General features: G+C 63.5%; 16 protein-coding genes. 11 read left to right on the top strand and 5 right to left on the bottom strand.

Annotated features, from left to right (window positions below):
• Nucleotides 1–12: 12 nt before the first annotated feature.
• Genes F8G81_RS19000 through F8G81_RS18975 form a run of 6 tightly spaced genes read left to right on the top strand, consistent with a single transcriptional unit; the run spans nt 13 to nt 6,580 of the window.
• Complete coding sequence (locus F8G81_RS19000; RefSeq protein WP_267276195.1) at nt 13–1,302, top strand: ABC transporter substrate-binding protein; 1,290 nt, start codon at nt 13–15, stop codon at nt 1,300–1,302.
• 45 nt (nt 1,303–1,347) lie between these two features.
• Nucleotides 1,348–2,298 (top strand): carbohydrate ABC transporter permease, encoded by a 951-nt coding sequence (locus F8G81_RS18995; RefSeq protein ID WP_267276194.1) that lies wholly within the window; start codon nt 1,348–1,350, stop codon nt 2,296–2,298.
• Nucleotides 2,295–3,212 carry a carbohydrate ABC transporter permease gene (locus F8G81_RS18990; protein ID WP_267276193.1) on the top strand — a complete coding sequence of 306 codons (918 nt, stop codon included), beginning with the start codon at nt 2,295–2,297 and terminating at the stop codon, nt 3,210–3,212. The genes F8G81_RS18995 and F8G81_RS18990 overlap by 4 nt, the downstream gene beginning before the upstream one ends.
• 21 nt (nt 3,213–3,233) lie before the next feature.
• Entirely contained in the window at nt 3,234–3,938 is a 705-nt protein-coding gene (locus F8G81_RS18985) for a Poxvirus protein I5 (RefSeq protein WP_267276192.1), read from the top strand.
• A gap of 52 nt (nt 3,939–3,990) precedes the next feature.
• Entirely contained in the window at nt 3,991–5,265 is a 1,275-nt protein-coding gene (locus tag F8G81_RS18980) for an MFS transporter (protein WP_267276191.1), read from the top strand.
• A gap of 28 nt (nt 5,266–5,293) precedes the next feature.
• A complete protein-coding gene (locus tag F8G81_RS18975) occupies nt 5,294–6,580 on the top strand; it encodes a pyridoxal phosphate-dependent aminotransferase (RefSeq protein ID WP_267276190.1) in 1,287 nt (428 codons plus the stop codon).
• Nucleotides 6,581–6,700: 120 nt separating this feature from the next.
• On the opposite strand, the gene F8G81_RS18970 is transcribed toward F8G81_RS18975, so the two are convergent.
• Nucleotides 6,701–7,975, bottom strand: a complete 1,275-nt coding sequence (locus tag F8G81_RS18970; protein ID WP_267276189.1) for a Gfo/Idh/MocA family protein — start codon at nt 7,973–7,975, stop codon at nt 6,701–6,703.
• A gap of 280 nt (nt 7,976–8,255) precedes the next feature.
• Between F8G81_RS18970 and F8G81_RS18965 the strand changes: the two genes are divergently transcribed.
• Complete coding sequence (locus F8G81_RS18965) at nt 8,256–9,005, top strand: rhamnogalacturonan acetylesterase (protein ID WP_267276188.1); 750 nt, start codon at nt 8,256–8,258, stop codon at nt 9,003–9,005.
• Here F8G81_RS18965 and F8G81_RS18960 read toward each other — a convergent pair.
• The 4 genes from F8G81_RS18960 to F8G81_RS18945 form a co-directional block, all read right to left on the bottom strand.
• Nucleotides 8,961–9,743 (bottom strand): GAF and ANTAR domain-containing protein, encoded by a 783-nt coding sequence (locus F8G81_RS18960; RefSeq protein ID WP_323809208.1) that lies wholly within the window; start codon nt 9,741–9,743, stop codon nt 8,961–8,963. The two genes, F8G81_RS18965 and F8G81_RS18960, sit on opposite strands and share 45 nt — an antisense overlap.
• A 474-nt stretch (nt 9,744–10,217) precedes the next feature.
• Nucleotides 10,218–10,610, bottom strand: coding sequence for a hypothetical protein (locus F8G81_RS18955; RefSeq protein WP_267276187.1), 393 nt, complete (start codon nt 10,608–10,610; stop codon nt 10,218–10,220).
• Between the two features lie 12 nt (nt 10,611–10,622).
• Nucleotides 10,623–11,342, bottom strand: a complete 720-nt coding sequence (locus F8G81_RS18950) for a GAF and ANTAR domain-containing protein (RefSeq protein WP_267276186.1) — start codon at nt 11,340–11,342, stop codon at nt 10,623–10,625.
• Between the two features lie 292 nt (nt 11,343–11,634).
• Nucleotides 11,635–12,678 (bottom strand): LacI family DNA-binding transcriptional regulator, encoded by a 1,044-nt coding sequence (locus tag F8G81_RS18945; RefSeq protein WP_267276185.1) that lies wholly within the window; start codon nt 12,676–12,678, stop codon nt 11,635–11,637.
• A gap of 153 nt (nt 12,679–12,831) precedes the next feature.
• Between F8G81_RS18945 and F8G81_RS18940 the strand changes: the two genes are divergently transcribed.
• The 4 genes from F8G81_RS18940 (at nt 12,832) to F8G81_RS18925 (ending at nt 17,990) form a co-directional block, all read left to right on the top strand.
• A complete protein-coding gene (locus F8G81_RS18940; RefSeq protein WP_267276184.1) occupies nt 12,832–13,176 on the top strand; it encodes an L-rhamnose mutarotase in 345 nt (114 codons plus the stop codon).
• Nucleotides 13,177–13,243: 67 nt separating this feature from the next.
• Nucleotides 13,244–14,422, top strand: coding sequence for an L-rhamnose isomerase (gene rhaI, locus F8G81_RS18935; protein WP_267276183.1), 1,179 nt, complete (start codon nt 13,244–13,246; stop codon nt 14,420–14,422).
• Nucleotides 14,423–14,427: 5 nt separating this feature from the next.
• Nucleotides 14,428–16,467, top strand: a complete 2,040-nt coding sequence (locus tag F8G81_RS18930; RefSeq protein ID WP_267276182.1) for a bifunctional aldolase/short-chain dehydrogenase — start codon at nt 14,428–14,430, stop codon at nt 16,465–16,467.
• Nucleotides 16,464–17,990: a rhamnulokinase gene (locus tag F8G81_RS18925; RefSeq protein ID WP_267276181.1), complete on the top strand. Its 1,527-nt coding sequence runs from the start codon at nt 16,464–16,466 to the stop codon at nt 17,988–17,990. The genes F8G81_RS18930 and F8G81_RS18925 overlap by 4 nt, the downstream gene beginning before the upstream one ends.
• Nucleotides 17,991–18,108 lie beyond the last annotated feature (118 nt).

The following is an 18,108-nucleotide window of genomic DNA, read 5'->3' as shown; positions in this document are numbered from 1 at the left end:
AAGGAGGCTCTCATGATCAACCGAAGGAATTTCCTCACCACTGTGGCTGTAGGCACCGCATCTGCCGCAGCTTTGGCGGCCTGTGGCACAGGTTCCAGCACGTCCGGGGAGACGGGCTCAGCGGAAAACCCGGTCAACATTGACTACACCTGGTGGGGCAACGACGACCGCGCCGAGCGCACCCGCAAGGCCATCGCCCTGTTTGAGTCGAAGAACCCGGACATCAAGGTCAACGGCAACTTCACCGACTTCGCGGGCTACTGGCAGAAGCGTGCCACCGAGGCAGCCGGCGGCGGCCTGCCTGACGTGATGCAGTGGGACCTCTCCTACCTGCGTGACTACGGCCAGCGCAACCAGCTCCTGGACCTGGGCACCGTCAAGATCAACACGGACGCCTTCGACAAGTCCCTCCTGCCCTCCGGCCAGATCAGGGGCAAGACCTACGGCATCCCCACCAGCACCAACGCCTTCGCTGTCTACTACGATCCGGCCAAGCTGGCTTCCCTCGGCATTGCCGAGCCGGACGGCAGCTGGTCCTACAAGGAATTCAACGAGTTCCTGACCCAGGTGGGAAGCAAGAGCAACGGCGCGATCTTCGGCGGCACCGACTACACCGGTGTGTGGTGGATGTTCAACATCTGGCTGCGCCAGAACAACATCGAAGCGTTCACCGAAGACGGCAAGCTCGGCTTCACCAAGGACGATATGAAGAAGTGGTGGAACACCACCGCAGGCCTCCGCGGTACGCCGGCCATCGTTTCGGAAGAGCGCGTTACCCAGCTCGCGCCGAAGTCCCCGTTCGGTTCCAACGTGACCGCAACGGAAGTCACCTGGGACAACTTCATGGCCGGCTACCTTTCGGACAGCGGCGCCAAGGAACTGAAGCTGGTTCCGGTCCCCTCGGATGACCAGGACAACCTGGGCCTCTTCCTCAAGCCCTCGATGCTGATGGTGGCCAGCGCCAAGACCAAGAACAAGGACGCTGCAGCACGCTTCATCGACTTTATGGTCAACGATCCTGAGGTCGGCCAGATCTTCAAGACTTCCCGTGGTGTTCCGGCGTCCAAGACCCAGCGTGACGGCACCACGTTCGAAGGCACCGACAAGCTGGTTGTTGACTACGAGAAGTCCATCGAGAAGTACCTCAAGGATGCGCCTGAGCCGCCCATCGTCGGTTTCGGCACGCTGGAGGCTTCCTTCAAGCGCATCAGCTCTGACCTGAACTACGGCAAGGTGACGATCGACGGCGCCGCGGACGCATGGTTCAAGGAAGCCGAAGACCTCATCAAGCAGAACGCCTGAGCAGCAGACTGGCTGCCAGACCTTCACAACTGACGGAATGAACTCGTGACTCAAAGCCCAACCCTGAGCAGGCGTTCGACGCCGTCCGCTCCCACGCTGCGTAAGTCAAAGCAGCGCGGGGCGGACGCCCGCGCCGGCTACACTTTCCTGCTGCCCTGGCTGCTGGGATTCATCGCACTCACCGTGGGCCCGATGATTTCCTCGCTGTACCTCTCCTTCACCAACTACAATCTCTTCGAGCCGCCCAAATGGATCGGGCTGGACAACTACACCACCCTGTTCCAGGACGAACGGTTCCTGCAGTCGGTGGGCGTGACCGTGTCCTACGTGGTGTTCGGTACCCCGCTCAAGCTGGCCGCCGCGCTGGCAGTGGCCATGCTGCTCAACAGCAAGCGCAAGGGCCAGGGCTTTTACCGCTCGGCTTTCTATGCCCCCTCCCTGATCGGCGCGTCCGTCTCCATCGCGATCGTCTGGAAGGCGATTTTCGGCGACGCCGGCCCGGTGGACCAGGGCTTGTCCTTCTTCGGAATCAACCTCGGTGGCTGGGTGGGCAACCCTTCCATGACCATGCCCATGTTCGTCCTGTTGACTGTCTGGCAGTTCGGCGCTCCCATGGTGATCTTCCTCGCCGGCCTCAAGCAGATCCCGGCAGACCTCTACGAGGCAGCGTCCATGGACGGTGCCGGACCGGTGCGGAAGTTCTTCAACATCACCTGGCCCATGCTCTCCCCGGTGATCTTCTTCAACCTGCTGATGGAAACCATCCACGCGTTCCAGATCTTCGCCTCGGCCTACATCATCTCCAACGGTGAAGGCGGACCGGCCGGCTCCACACTCTTCTACACCCTTTACCTGTACCTGCGGGGCTTCAGCGACTTCCGGATGGGCTACGCCTCGGCAATGGCCTGGCTCCTGGTGATCGTCGTCGGCATCATTACCCTGATCTTCTTCCGCACGTCCAAGTCCTGGGTCCACTACAGCGGTGATGCAAAATGACAACCATGGCAACCCCCACCCAGTCGGCGCCCCAGGCGCCGGCCGAACACTACAACCCGAAGTCCGAATCAGCCGGTGCCAAACGGATGAAGAGCATCATCTTCCACGTCGTGGCCCTTGGCCTGACGGCTGTGGTGCTCTACCCGGCACTGTGGATGGTCGCATCGTCGTTCAAGCCAAACTCCGAGATCGGCGGCGCCACGACTGCGTTGTGGTCGAACAACTTCAGCTTCGACAACTTCGTCACGGCCATGGAGGGAATCGGTGGGGTCACCACCCTGCAGTTCTTCACCAATTCCCTGATCCTGGCCCTCGGTGCCGTGGTGGGCACCATCGTGTCCGCCAGCGTCTCGGCCTACGCTTTCGCCAGGATCAAGTTTCCCGGCCGCAACGTGTTCTTCGGCATGATGATCGCCACCTTGCTCCTGCCGTTCCACGTGGTCATCATTCCGCAGTACATCGTCTTCCAGCAGCTGGGCCTGGTGGATACGTACATCCCGCTGCTGATCGGTAAGTTCCTGGCTGCTGACGCGTTCTTCGTGTTCCTGATGGTGCAGTTCATGCGCAACCTTCCGTCTGAACTGGACGAGGCAGCCCGGATCGACGGCGCCGGACACGTGAGGATCTTCGGCTCCATCATGCTGCCCCTGATGAAACCGGCGCTGATCTCCACGTCGATCTTCTCCTTCATCTGGAGCTGGAACGACTTCCTTGCTCCGCTGCTGTACCTGAACACCCCGGAAAAGTACCCGCTGCCCCTGGCGCTGCGCCTCTACCAGGACCAGACCCAGAGCTCGGACTACGGCGCAATGATCGCCATGTCCGTCCTGGCCCTGCTGCCGGTGCTGATCTTCTTCCTGGTGTTCCAGCGCTACATCGTTGAAGGCGTCTCCACCCAGGGCCTCAAGGGCTAGAGAACCGAGGGCTGACAGAATATGAGCATCATGGACAGCACCACACCCGCATCCGGCCGCAATGAACCCATCCCGGTCAACCGCTTCGCGCTGTTTTCCGAGACCCTGCTGGCCGGGCTGCTGGTGCTGGTGCTGTCCATTCCGCTGGTCACCATTCCCGCCGCCTACGCGGCAGGCATCGCCCACTTGGAACGCCACCTCTCCGGCCGTGACGATTCCCTCCGCGCCCTCTGGGGCACCTTCCGCTTAGCCCTTCCGGGCAGCTGGAAGCTGGGAATCACGACGGCGGCAGCCGCCGTCGTGATTGGGCTGAACCTGTTGCTCGCACTGGTGGGGCAGTTGCCCGGCCGGGCGGTCATCCTTCCGGCCACCCTGGTTCTTGCCGCCGCGGCGGCGGTCCTGCTTCTGCGCACCGCAGCAGCGTGGTCCGACTTTTCCGGCGACGCCGCAGGGTGGGGAGCCACAGGGCCAGGAGTCACAGGGGCGGGACCGGCAGTGTCCGGACCAGCAGCGAAAGACACAGCATTGAAAGATACATCTTGGACGGCGGCGTTGGCGACGGCGAAAGTGCTGTCCCTGCGTGACTGGACAGGTTCCCTCCTCCTCGCCGCTGCTCTATTTGCCGCGGTGGTGTTCGTCTGGATGCTCGCGGCCCTGTTTGTGGTGGTTCCGGGCACCCTGATCCTGGCTTCCGCTTCAGTCAAGATGCGCTCCACCCGCACCTAGCTTCCCGGGTGCTTTCCACGCCCTTCCCCATCACTACCGAGTTGAGTCCGACGTGTCTTCCGACCGCCACCAGTCCCCAGAGTCCCTCCGCGTTCCAGAGCCTCCGCCCCGCTGGTATCACCCGCTGGCGCACCGCAATTACCGCCTCTTTCTCGGTGTACAGCTGACCGGCAACGTTGGCGTGTGGATGCAGCGGCTGGCCCAGGACTGGCTGGTGCTCCAGTTGACCGGAAGCCCCGCTGCCGTGGGTGTAGCCGTAGCCCTGCAGTTTCTGCCCATGCTCATTGTTGGGCCGCTGGCTGGATTGCTGGTGGATGTCTTTCCGAAGCGCCGCATCATGCTTATCTGCCAGGCCGTGATTGCCCTCCTTGCGATGGGCCTGGCCGCCTGGGCAGCCAGCGGCACCATCACTGTCTGGGCCGTGTACGCAAGCTGCGTTGCGCTGGGTGTTACCGCCGCAATCAACCAGCCTGCAAGCCATGTGTTCGTGAACGAGGTGGTGGGCGACGCCGCCCTGCAGCCTGCCATCGGCCTCAATAACGCCATTGCCCAGCTGGGAGCAATGGTCGGTCCCGCATTAGGCGGCGTGATCATCGCCCAGGCCGGATCTGCAGTGGCCTTCGCTGCCAATTCCCTCCTATGCCTGCTGGTGCTGGCCATGATTGCAGCCATCCGTCCCGCACAACTGCATCACAGCACACCGGCCGTCCGTGGGCGCGGCCAGCTCCTGGCCGGGTTCCGTTACGTCAGGGACAGGCCCTCACTCCTGCTGATCATCGCCCTGGCCGGCCTCATGGGGGCATTTGGCATGAACGGCCCCGTGGTGCTGGCGGCCTTCGCCGAGCGGGTGTGGCACAACGGTGTGGCCGGATTTGGCATGTTCAACACACTCAGTTCCTTGGGCGCACTGGCCGGAGCACTGCTGGCGGCCCGCCTCAAAAACATGGGCCGCAGGGGGATCGTTGCCGCTGCCGGACTTTTTGGGCTTACCCAATTGGTGGCCGCCCTGATGCCCTCCCTGGTGCTCTTCGCCATCATGCTGGTCATTGTGGGCCTCATGACGCTGCTGTTCCTCACCAGTGCGGTCACCGCCGTGCAGCTGGAGGCCGGTCCGGAAATCCGCGGAAGGGTGATGGCGCTCTACTTGCCGCTTCTGCTGGGCGGGCATGCCCTGGGTGGCCTTTTGGCGGGCTGGCTCACCGAGGCCTTCGGCGTTCGGACGGGACTGGTTGTCACCGGGGCGCTGGGCATGGCGTCGGCCGCGGTCATTGGCCTGCTGTTGTGGATGAATGCGCGGCGCGTTGCGGTCCAGACGGGCCCCTCCTGACCGGGCCTCCGCTGTGAAATGATGAGTCATGCCTCCGATGCAATATTCCAGCAAGCTCCAGAACGTCAAGTATGAACTCAGGGGTCCCATCCTCCAGGCGGCACGAAAGATGGAGGCGGAGGGGCACCGTATCCTCAAAATGAATCTTGGAGACACAGCTCCCTTTGGCCTGGAAGCGCCTGAATCCGTCGTGGTGGACATGATCCACCATCTGCGTGGAGCGCAGGGCTACAGCGATTCAAAGGGCATATTCTCGGCCCGGACTGCCATTTCGCAGTATTACCAGACGCGCGGGCTGATGCAGATCGGCGTCGAGGACATTTTCATTGGCAACGGTGTCAGCGAACTCATTTCCATGACCCTCCAGGCGTTCCTGGAAAACGATGACGAAATCCTGGTCCCCGCGCCGGACTACCCGCTCTGGACAGCTGCCGTGACGCTGACTGGTGGGCGGCCTGTCCACTACCTCTGTGATGAGGACCGGAACTGGTGGCCGGACATGGCAGACGTCGAGTCCAAGATCACCAGCCGGACCAAAGGGATCGTCATCATCAATCCCAACAATCCCACAGGCGCGGTCTATCCCAGGCGCATCGTGGAAGAGTTTGCTGCCCTGGCCCGCAAACATGACCTGGTGCTTTTCTCTGACGAGATCTACGAGAAAGTCAGGTATGAGGATGCCGAGCACATCCATACCGCTGCCGTGGCAGAAGATGTTTGCTGCCTGACGTTCAGCGGACTTTCCAAGGCTTACCGCATGCCGGGATACCGGGCGGGCTGGGTAGCCATCACCGGTCCCCGCACGGCCACTCTGGCGTACCGGGAAGCGCTGGAATTGCTGGCCTCGCTGCGGCTGTGCCCCAATGTGCCCGCCCAGCACGCCATCCAGACGTGCCTTGGCGGCTACCAGAGCATTGATGAACTGATCCGGCCCGGTGGCAGGCTCCGGGAACAGCGGGACTTGGCCCTGGAACTCCTCACTGCCATTCCGGGCGTGACGTGCGTTCCCGCTGCCGGTGCCATGTACCTTTTCCCGCGGCTGGACCCGGAGGTTTACCCCTTCGAAAGCGACGAGCAGTTTGTCCTTGACCTTCTGCGGGAACAGAAGATCCTGGTGTCCCACGGCTCGGCGTTCAATTGGCCCAGGCCCGATCATTTCCGGTTTGTGATTCTGCCGGCTGTCCAGGACATCAGGGAGGCGGTTAGACGGATTGCAGCCTTCCTGGCGTCCTACCGGAACTCGGAGGCTGTGACGGAACGGCTGCCGCAGCCGGAGCTCACGCCGGTTCTTGCTGCGACGCCTGATCCGGCGTGAACTTCCACCTTCCCGGCTGATCCTCAAGCGCCGCGCCGTTGCGGCCCTTTGAGGTGACGCCTGAAGGGCGCCGCTTAAGGCAGCGGCCGCCGTCGTACAGGCAGTTACTGCCGCTGGACGTTATCTGGGGCCGGACGCTAACTGGGGCCGGGCAGGATGGGGTGCTGCGCCGGCCGTGGCCTTTCCGGGGAGTGCCCAGGGGAGCCCGAGTTCGCTGAACGTTGCCTGCTCCTGCACGGCACGTTCCAGCGCGTCTTCGATCCCGACCACCACCGCGTGGGCGGCCTCGCCGTCGCCTTCCCAGCGCACGAAACCGGGATCTATCGGGGCCGGAGGTGGTGCGGTGCGGATGGCCTCAAGGACCAGCATGAAGGCACCGCTGTCCAGGAGCGGGCTGATGAGTGCAGTGCCATGGTTGCGGTGGGCGATCAGATTCTCGGTCAGATCGTCACGGCTGAACACCTGCTCGGTCCAGCTTTCTTTGGTGCTGACTGTGAGCCGATCCTCCGTGTAATGGAAGATGGCCGTCCCCGCCGATCCCTGCAGGGTGATGTACGGTTCCACGGATTCGCTGGCGCACAGCGTCAGCGCGCAGGTGACTGAGATCCCGGACGCCGTGCGGATCCGGATGACAGAGGTGTCATCGGATTCGATCTGGTTGGCGTGGTACAGGTCTGTTACCACCGATGCGACGTCATCCACCGTCCGTGCGCCAGCAATCCGCAGGGCGGTGGCTACCCCATGGGCCAGCGGGTTGGTGGCCACACCGTCCACCACGTCAACACCGTCCAAGCGCCGCTTTCCTGCCCAGCGGGAGCGCTGGTAGTAGGCGCGGTCCCGCACCCACCGGCCTGTTGCCGAGACGCCCTGGAGGGAGCCAATGGTCCCGGCCGCCAACAATTCCTCGATGGCCTTTAGTGCCTGCGAACCGAGGCTCTGGAAGCCAATCTGTACGCTCCGGCCTGAGGCCGCGGCAGCGTTCCGCAGCTTGTTGAAGTCTGCCAGGGAGGCAACGGGCGGCTTCTCCAGGTAGAGATCTGCAGCCGTTGCCAGCGCGGCAAGGCCCAGCGGTGCGTGGGTTTGGATAGGGGTGGCCACGATAATGACATCCAAGTCCGGGGTTTCCGCCAGGAGTTCAGTGAGCCCGGGAAAAACAGCAGCTGTTGCGGGCACGGAACCTGGTGAGGGCGGCTGCGGATCGGCCACAGCCACGAGGTCCACGAGGCCTTTCGCCTGTAGGCGTTCAAGATTGCGCAGATGATGGGTACCAAAGCCATGGACGCCTACCAGCGCAACGCGGGTTGCCGGCCTGCCCTCCCGCGTGGTGGGCTGGGTGCGGGCCGAGTGTGGCTCCGCGAAAGTTGGCTCGGCGTCGGCGCCGGATGGCGTTCCCATGGGTCTCCGTTTCTCCCCGGCAGGGGCACAAGCTTCAGTACCTGCGGCTGATGCGGCTTCAGGACGATGTGCTTCAGGACGAATTGCTTCAGGGCTAGCCGTCTCTTAGGTTCGGCAAGCGCTTTCCCTCTTTTCCAGTGTGAACCAGGGGATGGCCCCGAGTCCAGTCCTGTAACGATTCAGAATGTGCTTGACGTTCCGGCGTTTCGAGTTTAGTTTCTTGTGAGAAACCGATTACCCGCCGGGTGGCTGCTAGCCGTCCACCAACAGAGGGCACCTGATGAAAATCCTGCTGGCTGGAGATTCCACGGTGGCGAACTGTCCCACCCACGAGTACCCCATGAGTGGCTGGGGAGCTCAGCTACCCCGGCACGTATACACCTGGGCTGCCGTGCACAATTTCGCCAAGGGCGGTGCCAGCACGGAGTCTTTCCGCGCGGAGGGGCTGTGGCGCCAGCTCCTGGAGTCGGTCGAAGAAGGGGATCTGGTCCTGATCCAGTTCGGCCACAACGACCAGAAGAAGATCCATCTTGCGGCCCGGACTGGATATGCCGCAAACCTGCGCACCATGGTGGCGGAGGTCCGCGCGCTGGGGGCCAGGCCGGTGTTGTGCACGTCGGTGGAGCGCCGGCACTTCCTTCATGACGCCGGCGCTGGCGCAGAGCTGGACGAGACCCTGGAGGACTATCCGGAAGTGGTCCGCGAGATTGCCCTCGAACTGCAGCTGCCCGTCGTCGACCTCAATTCCTGGACCCGTGACCTGTATACAGACCTCGGCGTTGAGGGATCAAAACAGCTGTTCTGCCATTTCGGACCTGGTGAGCACGCCTTTTGGCCGGCAGGGCTGACCGACAACACCCACTTTTCCGAGCGAGGGGCAGCCCTGGTGGCTGAGCACGTCGCCAACCAGATCGCCTTGCTGGGCCTCGCCCCTGAGAGCGGGGAACCTGAGAGCGTGGGAACCTTCCGCTCGCAACTTCCCGCGCTAGGCGTCGAAGTGGGTGAGGACGTTGGGATCCCGGGACACTGAGGTGACGATTGAGTTTGCGACGTCCCGGAGTTTCATGTTGCGCGAACTCGATGCGATTCTCAGGATCTGGAATGCCGCATCCTGGCTGCAGCGGTTCTGGGCCATGATCGCGCCGGCGGCAAGATCGATGGTGGTGCGGGATTCCATTGCCGCTTTCAGGTTATTCCGGTCGTCGGTGAGCCGGGCGATTCGGACGGCCAGGCGCAAGGACTTGGAAGCCTGTTCGGCGTAGGCTTCGGCTTTTTGAATCTCCTCGCCGCTGAAGGCGTGCGTCTGAGCCGAATAGACGTTCAGAGCGGCGTTCGCTTCGCCCTCGAGGGGGAGCGGAACAGCCAGGATTGAACCGACTCCGTGCTTCCAGGCTGCGGCGATGTAGCCGGGCCAGCGGTGTTCCTCCCTCAGATCCGGGACGTGCATCGTGGTCAGCTCCCGGATTGCAGTGAGGCAGGGTCCGTCGCCAAAGCCGTACTGCAGTTCATCCAGGGGAAGGGCGCGGTGATCGCTGGCGGCTACGGTGGCTGCCTTCTTTTTCCGCATCAACGTGACGCTGCAGAACACCTCATCACGAGTGGAAAGGCTGGAGGCCGAGAAGGCCGCGAGTTCGTTGAGGAGCTCCTCGACGTCGGCGCACTGAAGGACTAAGTCCTGGAGCTGCTCCGCGACGTCCATTTGGGGCAAGCTGTTGGGTTCCTGGGCCATGGTGGCCTCGATCCTGGTTGATCCCTTCGGGAGCGGCACTTGGACCAAATATCCGTCAGGGTGACGAAATCCCAGTCTACGCCCGTGCAGTTGCGGTGAGATTGGTACACAAGAGAGGTGGCAGAAAACCCATTGTCTTCGGGGCCTTCAAGTGCTATCACGTTGGTATCAAAAGTTGCAGCGAAAAATTCGATACAGGTCAGCAGAGACGGATTTCAGCGGCATCGCCGCCCCACACGGGAGCGGCCAGTTGATCGGAGTCCCGATGGGTGCAGAGTCGATCCTCGCGTTGATCGGCGGGTATCTCGCAACGGCCATCACAGTGTTCCTGTTGTACTCGCCCGTATTGATCCTTGTGGTTTTGCTGCTGTTGATAGCGGGCGTTCTGCAGCTTATTGCTTTGCCTTTCATCGTCCTGTTTCACAGACTCCGGCGACGGGGAAAGTCCGAATCGCCGTCGGACGGAACGTGGCTTTTCCGGTGATGCCTTCCGGGCCGGGCTGGAGGCCGTTCCTACGTCCGGGGCGGTTCCTGGCCGTGTTCGTCCTCGCCCGTGCCCTGATCCTTGCCCGGCTGGCTCAGTTCTCCGCCCAAGCCGGTTTGGTCCCGTTCGCCACGATTCTCTTCGGTTGGTGCGGTGAGGTCGTCTGAATCAAGGTCGTCTGAATAAGGTGCGTGGATCCGCGGAACCCTGTCGATGAGTTCGTTACCCGCCATGGCCAGCAGATCCCGTTCAGTGGGCGGGAGCGACAAAAGGCCCTGCAAGTAGGCCTCGACTTCATATTCGCCCACACTGCCGCCAAGGCTGAAGTAATTCAGCCATAGCTCCCCGATGCCGAGGTCTGAGGCTTTGAGCGCTTCCCGAAGCCGGCGGCTTTGTTCAGGTTCATGGGGATCGAAGCCCACGGCGGTACACCTTTAGTTCCGGTTGGCCGGCGTTCCGGCGATTGTGTCAGAGCTGGTCTGCGGCAGGGTTTGTCCTGCGTCGCGGGCCTGACGCATGAGCTGCTGCAGTGCCTGCTCGTAACTCATGCCATGCCGTTCCATCAGGATCCCGCAAGCACGGTTGACTGCATCCCTGCTGCGCAGCGCGGCCTGCAGCCCAGCACTCAAACGGTGTGGTGATTCGTTGGTTTGGATGTGGGACAGCAGTGTCGCCGCCGGGGCCGCAAACAGCTCAAGGAGTTGGCCCGTGCCGGAATCGTAGACAGAGGGAAGGGCGGCGTAGACCTTTAGGGCGCCGACGCATTCCTTCCCTGAGACGAGCACTGTACTGACCACAGAGCGGACCGGCAGGGCTTCCACTGCAGCACTCCAGTCCGGCCAGCGGGGATCAGCCCGGACGTCATCAACAAGCACAGTTTCCTCGGCTGCCCAGGCAGTCAGGCAGGGGCCCTGTCCAAGCTCATACTGCAGGGCATCCACACGTTCGACAATCCGATCCGTAAATCCGGCACTGGTCCTGCGGCCCTGACTGTCCAGAAGGGAGACGCCTGCCCCTATGGTCCCTGGTATCGCGTCCTTGATCGCCCGGGCCAGAAGGTGCACAGCGCGGTCTACTTTTTCTTCCGTGAGAAGCAGGCCCGTGATCCTGCCAATCACAACGGAGAGTTCATCAAGAGGGAGATTCTGCTCCATCGCCTTTCCTCCGGCCAGTGTTTGGCGAACCAGCACTCGGAACGATCCGCCAGACGACGCCTGTACACAAAACACACGTTATCTTCAGGATAACCTTCCCCGGCCTGGCGGGACCGGTGAAGCGATCAAGTGCGGCTGGTGTGCGGGCTGTAGTCCGGCGATGAGCCGGTCCGGTAGCACTACCGGCCCGGTTCCTGCTGGAGGGTACCGGAAGGAACCGGGCGGCACTTTAAGCTAAGCACCCTTACTATTTTCTCACAAGAGGTGGTTGGTCACTGTGCCGACGGGCCAATCAGTGCGGGTGAGCCAGGGGATTGAGCCCCGTGGTGGGTCCGGTGCTCTGGCGGATCACCAGCTCCGGTGTAAAAATCACTGCGCGGTGCCTGGGGTTTTCGGATTCCACTTCCTCGGCCAGCAGTTCTATGGCAGTGCGGCCAAGAGCTTCGGTAGGCTGCCGGATGGAGGACAGCGGGACCACGGCCGAGACTGCAAAATCGATGTCGTCATAACCGATCAGGGCGATATCTTCCGGGATCCTCAGGGAGTGGGTCATGGTGAGGGACTGCATCACTCCCAGGGCGAGGAGATCGTTGGCGCAGAAGATCCCGTCCGGCAACTCCGCCCCGCTGCGCTCTACCAGGGCATTGCCCACACTGCGCCCAGCCAGCACTGTCTGCCCGTCTGAATCCAGCACCTCAAGCGTGGCGTCCGGCTCCTCCTTCACGGCTCGTTGGGCACCTTGCAGACGGTCCGCCACCTGACGGATCGATGCCGGGCCGCCCACAAAGGCGAGCCGACGGCGGCCGGTGTCCAGCAGGTGCCGGGCAGCGAGGTAACCTCCGGCGTCGTCGTCAACGGAGACTGAACTGTACTTGCTCTCATCGGCGAGCCGGTCCACCAGAACGGTGGGAACCCCGCGCTCGCGGAGCAGGTCCAGCCGCTCGGTGATGTCGCCCACGGGGGAGATGAGCAGGCCCTGGACACGTTGTTCCTGGAAAAGATCGATGTAGTTGGACTCACGGCTGGCATCATGCCCGCTGTCGCCCAGCAGCACCGCGCTGCCCTGCAGCGCAGCGGCGTCTTCCGCGGCTCGCACCACGGACGTGAAGAAGGGGTTGCCCACGTCCAGGACGATCAGGCCGATGGTCCGGCTATGGCCGGCGCGAAGCTGCCGCGCAGCATCATTTCGGACGAAGCCCAGCTCGTCGATGGCCCGGAGTACCCGCTCCTTAGTCCGCTCGGATACGCGGTCAGGGTAGTTCAGGACGTTGGATACGGTACCCACTGCCACGCTCGCATGGTTCGCGACGTCCTTGATACTGGCTGAACGATTCATGGTTCTCCGTGCTTGTATGCCACGTGCTGCAGCGGCCCCAGGCCCGGCTTTCGGCCGTGCGCTGGAATTTGCTTGACACCTACTTATCTACCAGAGTACTTTGAATCGTAACAATGAAACGATTCAAAAAAGGGGAAGTTCGGTGAGTTGCAGATGAGGGTGTGTTTCCGCTCCTCGGTCAGGCCGGAGGTGATCGACGAATACCGGCGTCGGCATGCCGCCGTGTGGCCGGAGATGCTGGCGGAGCTCAAGCAGGCCGGCTGGAACAACTACTCGCTGTTCCTTGGATCTGACGGCCTCCTCATCGGCTACGTCGAATGCGACGATTTCGACGCCGTCCGCGCCAGAATGGCGCTGACAGAAATCAATGCCCGCTGGCAGGCGGAAATGGCCGCTCTTTTCAACAACCCGGACCAGGCGCCCGATGAGGGGTTCCAGGTCCTGGACGAAGTTTTCAATCTTGATGACCAGCTCGCCGCGGCAGCTGCTGAGCCCTAGCGGCTCCGGCCGCCACCGTACTTGAACCCAGACCGCAGCAATAAAGACACCGGAAAGAACCATCATCATGAATGACGTAGCAACGGCGCTGGGCAGGCTCGGGGAGCTTGCCATCGAGGTCCCCTCGTGGGCTTATGGAAATTCAGGCACGCGTTTTAGGGTGTTCGGCACGCCCGGCACGCCGCGGACGGTGCAGGAGAAGATCGCGGACGCCGCCAAAGTACACGAGCTGACCGGTCTGGCGCCCACCGTTGCCCTTCATATTCCGTGGGACAAGGTGGATGACTACGCCGCGCTGAAGGAGTACGCGGCCGGGCTGGGTATGGGCCTGGGCACCATCAACTCCAACACCTTTCAGGATGACGAGTACAAATTCGGGTCGCTGACGTCCTCCAACGAGTCAGTTCGCCGCCGCGCCATCGACCACCACCTGGACTGCATCGAGATCATGCACGCCACGGGTTCGAAGGACCTGAAGATCTGGCTGGCGGACGGCACCAACTACCCGGGCCAGGATGACATGCGTGGCCGCCAGGACCGCCTGGCCGAATCGTTGCAGGAGATCTACGCCGCCCTGGGCGATCAACAGCGGCTGGTGCTGGAGTACAAGTTCTTCGAGCCGGCTTTTTACCACACCGATGTCCCGGACTGGGGCACGTCCTACGCCCAGACCCTGGCCCTGGGCGAGAAGGCTTTCGTCTGCCTGGACACCGGCCACCACGCCCCGGGCACCAACATCGAGTTCATCGTGATGCAGCTGCTGCGCCTGGGCAAGCTGGGCTCCTTTGACTTCAACTCGCGCTTCTATGCCGACGACGACCTCATCGTGGGTGCCGCGGATCCGTTCCAGCTCTTCCGCATCATGTATGAGGTCATCCGCGGCGGTGGCTTCGGAAGGAATTCGGACGGAAATTCCGCTGTCGCGCTGATGCTGGACCAGTGCCACAACCTGGAGGAGAAGATTCCGGGCCAGATCCGGTCCGTGCTGAATGTCCAGGAGATGACGGCCCGGGCGCTGTTGGTGGACACCGAGGCCTTGGGCGAAGCCCAGCGTGCCGGTGATGTCCTGGCAGCGAACGGCATTTTCAACGATGCCTTTTACACTGACGTCCGGCCCCTGCTGGCCGAGTGGCGTGAATCCCGCGGGCTGCCTGCGGACCCGATGGCTGCCTTCAAGGCCAGCGGTTACCAGAAGAAGATCAACGAGGACCGCGTGGGCGGCCAGCAAGCCGGATGGGGCGCGTAACTGCAATGACAACCAATAAGACTGTTGAAGAGCTGATTTCCCGTTCCAACCGCCTGGGCGCGGACAAGCGGAACACCAACTTCGCGGGCGGCAACACCTCCGCGAAGGGCACGGCAAAGGACCCGGTCACGGGCGAGGACGTCCAGCTGCTGTGGGTCAAGGGCTCCGGCGGGGACCTGGGCACCCTGAAGGCGGAGAACCTTGCGGTGCTGCGCCTGGACCGGCTGAACGCGCTGAAGAACGTCTACCCGGGCGTGGACCGTGAAGACGAGATGGTGGCCGCCTTCGATTACTGCCTGCACGGCAAGGGCGGTGCCGCTCCCTCGATCGACACCGCCATGCATGGACTGGTGGACGCCGCGCACGTTGACCACCTGCACCCGGACTCCGGCATCGCGATCGCCACCTCAGTGGACGGCGAGGCACTGACCACCAAAATCTTCGGCAACAAGGTTCTCTGGGTTCCCTGGCGCCGTCCCGGTTTCCAGCTGGGCCTGGACATCGCAGCGATCAAGGAAGCCAACCCGCAGGCCATCGGCACCATCCTGGGCGGGCACGGCATCACCGCCTGGGGCGCCACCAGCGAAGAAGCAGAACAGAACTCGCTGTGGATCATCGAACAGGCGGAGAAGTACATCCGCGACAACGGCAAGGCCGAGCCCTTCGGCCCGAACCTGCCCGGTTACGCGGCCCTGCCGGAGGCCGAGCGCAAGGCTAAAGCCGCAGCCCTGGCACCCGTGATCCGCGGCCTGGCCTCCACGGACAAACCGCAGCTGGGGCACTTCAGCGATGACGCCGTCGTCCTTGACTTCCTGGAAGCCGCCGAGCACCCGCGCCTGGGCGCCCTGGGCACCTCCTGCCCGGACCACTTCCTGCGCACCAAGGTCAAGCCGCTGATCCTGGACCTGCCCGCCGACGCGTCCATTGAGGACTCGATTGCGCGGCTGCACGAGCTGCACGCGGACTACCGCGAGGATTACCAGGCCTATTACGACCGCCATGCGGACGAAAGCAGCCCGGCACTGCGCGGCGCGGACCCGGCCATTGTGCTGGTGCCCGGCGTCGGTATGTTCTCCTTCGGGGCGAACAAGCAGACCGCCCGCGTTGCCGGCGAGTTCTACATCAACGCCATCAACGTGATGCGCGGCGCCGAGGCGATCTCCACCTACGCGCCGATCGAGGAATCCGAGAAGTTCCGCATCGAATACTGGGCGCTGGAGGAAGCCAAGCTTGCCCGGCTGCCCAAGCCGAAATCCCACGCCACCCGCATTGCCCTGGTCACCGGCGCAGCCTCCGGCATTGGCAAGGCCATCGCCACCCGCCTCGCCGCTGAAGGCGCGTGCGTGGTCATCGCCGACCTGAACCTGGAGAACGCTGAAAAGGTGGCCGAGGAGCTCGGCGGCCCCGACGTCGCCATCGGCGTGCAGGCTGACGTGACGGACGAGGCCCAGGTGGCCGCCGCCATCGACGCCGCCGTCCTGGCGTTCGGCGGTGTGGACCTGGTGGTCAACAACGCAGGCCTATCCATCTCCAAGCCGCTGCTGGAAACCACCGAGAAGGACTGGGACCTGCAGCACAACGTCATGGCCAAGGGCTCATTCCTGGTGGCCAAAGCCGCGGCCAGGGTCATGATCGCGCAGGGCCTGGGCGGGGACATCGTCTACATCTCCTCCAAGAACTCCGTATTCGCCGGCCCCAACAACATCGCTTACTCCGCCACTAAGGCAGACCAGGCCCACCAGGTGCGCCTGCTCGCGGCCGAACTCGGCGAATACGGCATCCGCGTCAACGGCATCAACCCCGACGGCGTGGTCCGCGGCTCCGGCATCTTCGCCGGCGGCTGGGGCGCCAAGCGCGCCGCCGTGTACGGCGTGGACGAGGAAAAACTGGGCGAGTACTACGCCCAGCGCACCCTGCTCAAGCGCGAAGTCCTGCCCGAGCACGTGGCCAACGCCGCCGCAGTGCTCACCAGCAACGAACTGTCCCACACCACCGGCCTGCACATCCCCGTGGACGCCGGAGTGGCCGCAGCCTTCCTGCGATGAGCACCCAACGCACCAACGAAACTGCCCCGGTCCAGGCCGGGGCAGTTTCCGCAGGGCCCCCCAAGGTATTCGCCGCCGTCGATATCGGTGCCTCTTCAGGCCGGGTTATCCTGGGCCGGGTCACCAGCGGCGCCGACGGTGACGGCAGCGTGCAGCTCGAAGTGGTCCACCGCTTTCCCAATGGCGTTGTGGAGTTCGACGGCGGCCTCCGCTGGGACTTCGACGCCCTTTTTGCTGAGGTGCTCGAGGGCCTCCGGGCGGCGTCCACCGTCGCCGCCGCGCAGGGCGAGCAGGTGGCGAGCATTGGTATCGACACCTGGGCAGTAGATTATGGGCTGGTCAACGCCGCAGGGGAACTGATGGCGCAGCCCTTCAGCTACCGGGATGACCGCAGCCGCACCGCCGTCGAACCGGTCCACCGGAAACTGGACCCGGCGCGCCTCTACGGCACCACCGGCCTGCAGTTCCTGCAGTTCAACACCATCTACCAGCTGGCCACCGAACCGGACCTGGACGGGCTGCAGGCACTGCTCATTCCGGACCTGATCGCGTTCTTCCTCACCGGGGTTCGGCGGACCGAGGCCACCAATGCCTCCACCACGGGTCTCTTCGACGCCGTCGCAGGGGAGTGGGCCACCGAATTCCTCACAGCCCTGGGCCTACGGAAAGACCTCTTCCCGCCGCTGATCCAACCCGGTGAAACTGTGGGCACCCTCCTGCCGGCCATCGCCGGGCAAGTGGGGTTGCCGCAGGAAACGACGGTGGTGGCAGTGGGCTCGCACGACACAGCGTCCGCCGTAGCGGCCGTCCCTGCCGCGGCAGCGGGAGAGGGGCAGCGAGATTTCGCCTACATCTCCTCGGGAACGTGGTCGCTGGTGGGGCTTGAGCTGCCGCGCCCAGTACTCACCGAGGCCAGCCGGGAGGCGAACTTCACTAATGAACGTGGCGTGGACGGCACCATCCGGTACCTGCGCAACATGGGCGGGCTCTGGCTCCTGAGCGAATGCCAGCGGGAGTGGTCCCACCAGGGCTACGCGGCAAGCCTGGAGGAACTGTTGGAGGCAGCCGCGGAGCTGCCTTCGGGCGGTCCCAGGATCAACGCCGAGGATCCGTCCTTTATTGCCCCGGACAACATGCCCGAACGCATCCGGGCCGCGGTGCACAACGCCGGGGGACTGCTCGCGGACCATCCCGCGGCCATCACCCGCTGCATCCTGGACAGCCTGGCCGCAGGCTACGCCAAGGCCATTTCAGCGGCGGAACGGCTGGCGGACCGTCAGGTCGAGGTGGTGCACGTGGTGGGTGGCGGCTCGCAGAACCGCCTGCTCTGCCAGCTCACGGCGGACGCCACCGGAACGCGTGTGGTGGCAGGCCCGGTGGAAGCCACAGCCCTGGGCAACGTGCTGGTCCAGGCCCGGGCGGCCGGGGCTGTCTCCGGCGGGCTATCCGAGCTCCGGGCCCTGGTGGCCAATGCTGGCGGGCTGCAGGAGTTCGCACCGCAGCTTGCGCGAACGAACACTTGAGGCCCCAAAAACATCAGCAAATAGGGCCCCAAGTGCTCGTTGGCGCTTAATGTGGAAGCGGATCAGTCAACGTAGCCAGAACCGACAGAGCCCGCAAGGTCAACCAACCACCAGAACC

This window comes from Arthrobacter sp. CDRTa11 (assembly GCF_026427775.1).
Classification (GTDB): Bacteria; Actinomycetota; Actinomycetes; order Actinomycetales; family Micrococcaceae; genus Arthrobacter.
Note: the sequence above shows the minus strand (reverse complement) of the source record. Positions and strands in the feature narration are given on the sequence as shown.

What these genes read in the sequence shown, in the direction of transcription:
- F8G81_RS19000 (WP_267276195.1), top strand. Translation starts at nt 13, where the DNA reads ATGATCAACCGAAGGAATTTCCTCACCACTGTGGCTGTAGGCACCGCA.
- F8G81_RS18990 (WP_267276193.1), top strand. Translation starts at nt 2,295, where the DNA reads ATGACAACCATGGCAACCCCCACCCAGTCGGCGCCCCAGGCGCCGGCC.
- F8G81_RS18985 (WP_267276192.1), top strand. Translation starts at nt 3,234, where the DNA reads ATGAGCATCATGGACAGCACCACACCCGCATCCGGCCGCAATGAACCC.
- F8G81_RS18975 (WP_267276190.1), top strand. Translation starts at nt 5,294, where the DNA reads ATGCCTCCGATGCAATATTCCAGCAAGCTCCAGAACGTCAAGTATGAA.
- F8G81_RS18970 (WP_267276189.1), bottom strand. Translation starts at nt 7,975, where the DNA reads ATGGGAACGCCATCCGGCGCCGACGCCGAGCCAACTTTCGCGGAGCCA.
- F8G81_RS18965 (WP_267276188.1), top strand. Translation starts at nt 8,256, where the DNA reads ATGAAAATCCTGCTGGCTGGAGATTCCACGGTGGCGAACTGTCCCACC.
- F8G81_RS18950 (WP_267276186.1), bottom strand. Translation starts at nt 11,342, where the DNA reads ATGGAGCAGAATCTCCCTCTTGATGAACTCTCCGTTGTGATTGGCAGG.
- F8G81_RS18945 (WP_267276185.1), bottom strand. Translation starts at nt 12,678, where the DNA reads ATGAATCGTTCAGCCAGTATCAAGGACGTCGCGAACCATGCGAGCGTG.
- F8G81_RS18940 (WP_267276184.1), top strand. Translation starts at nt 12,832, where the DNA reads ATGAGGGTGTGTTTCCGCTCCTCGGTCAGGCCGGAGGTGATCGACGAA.
- rhaI (WP_267276183.1), top strand. Translation starts at nt 13,244, where the DNA reads ATGAATGACGTAGCAACGGCGCTGGGCAGGCTCGGGGAGCTTGCCATC.
- F8G81_RS18930 (WP_267276182.1), top strand. Translation starts at nt 14,428, where the DNA reads ATGACAACCAATAAGACTGTTGAAGAGCTGATTTCCCGTTCCAACCGC.
- F8G81_RS18925 (WP_267276181.1), top strand. Translation starts at nt 16,464, where the DNA reads ATGAGCACCCAACGCACCAACGAAACTGCCCCGGTCCAGGCCGGGGCA.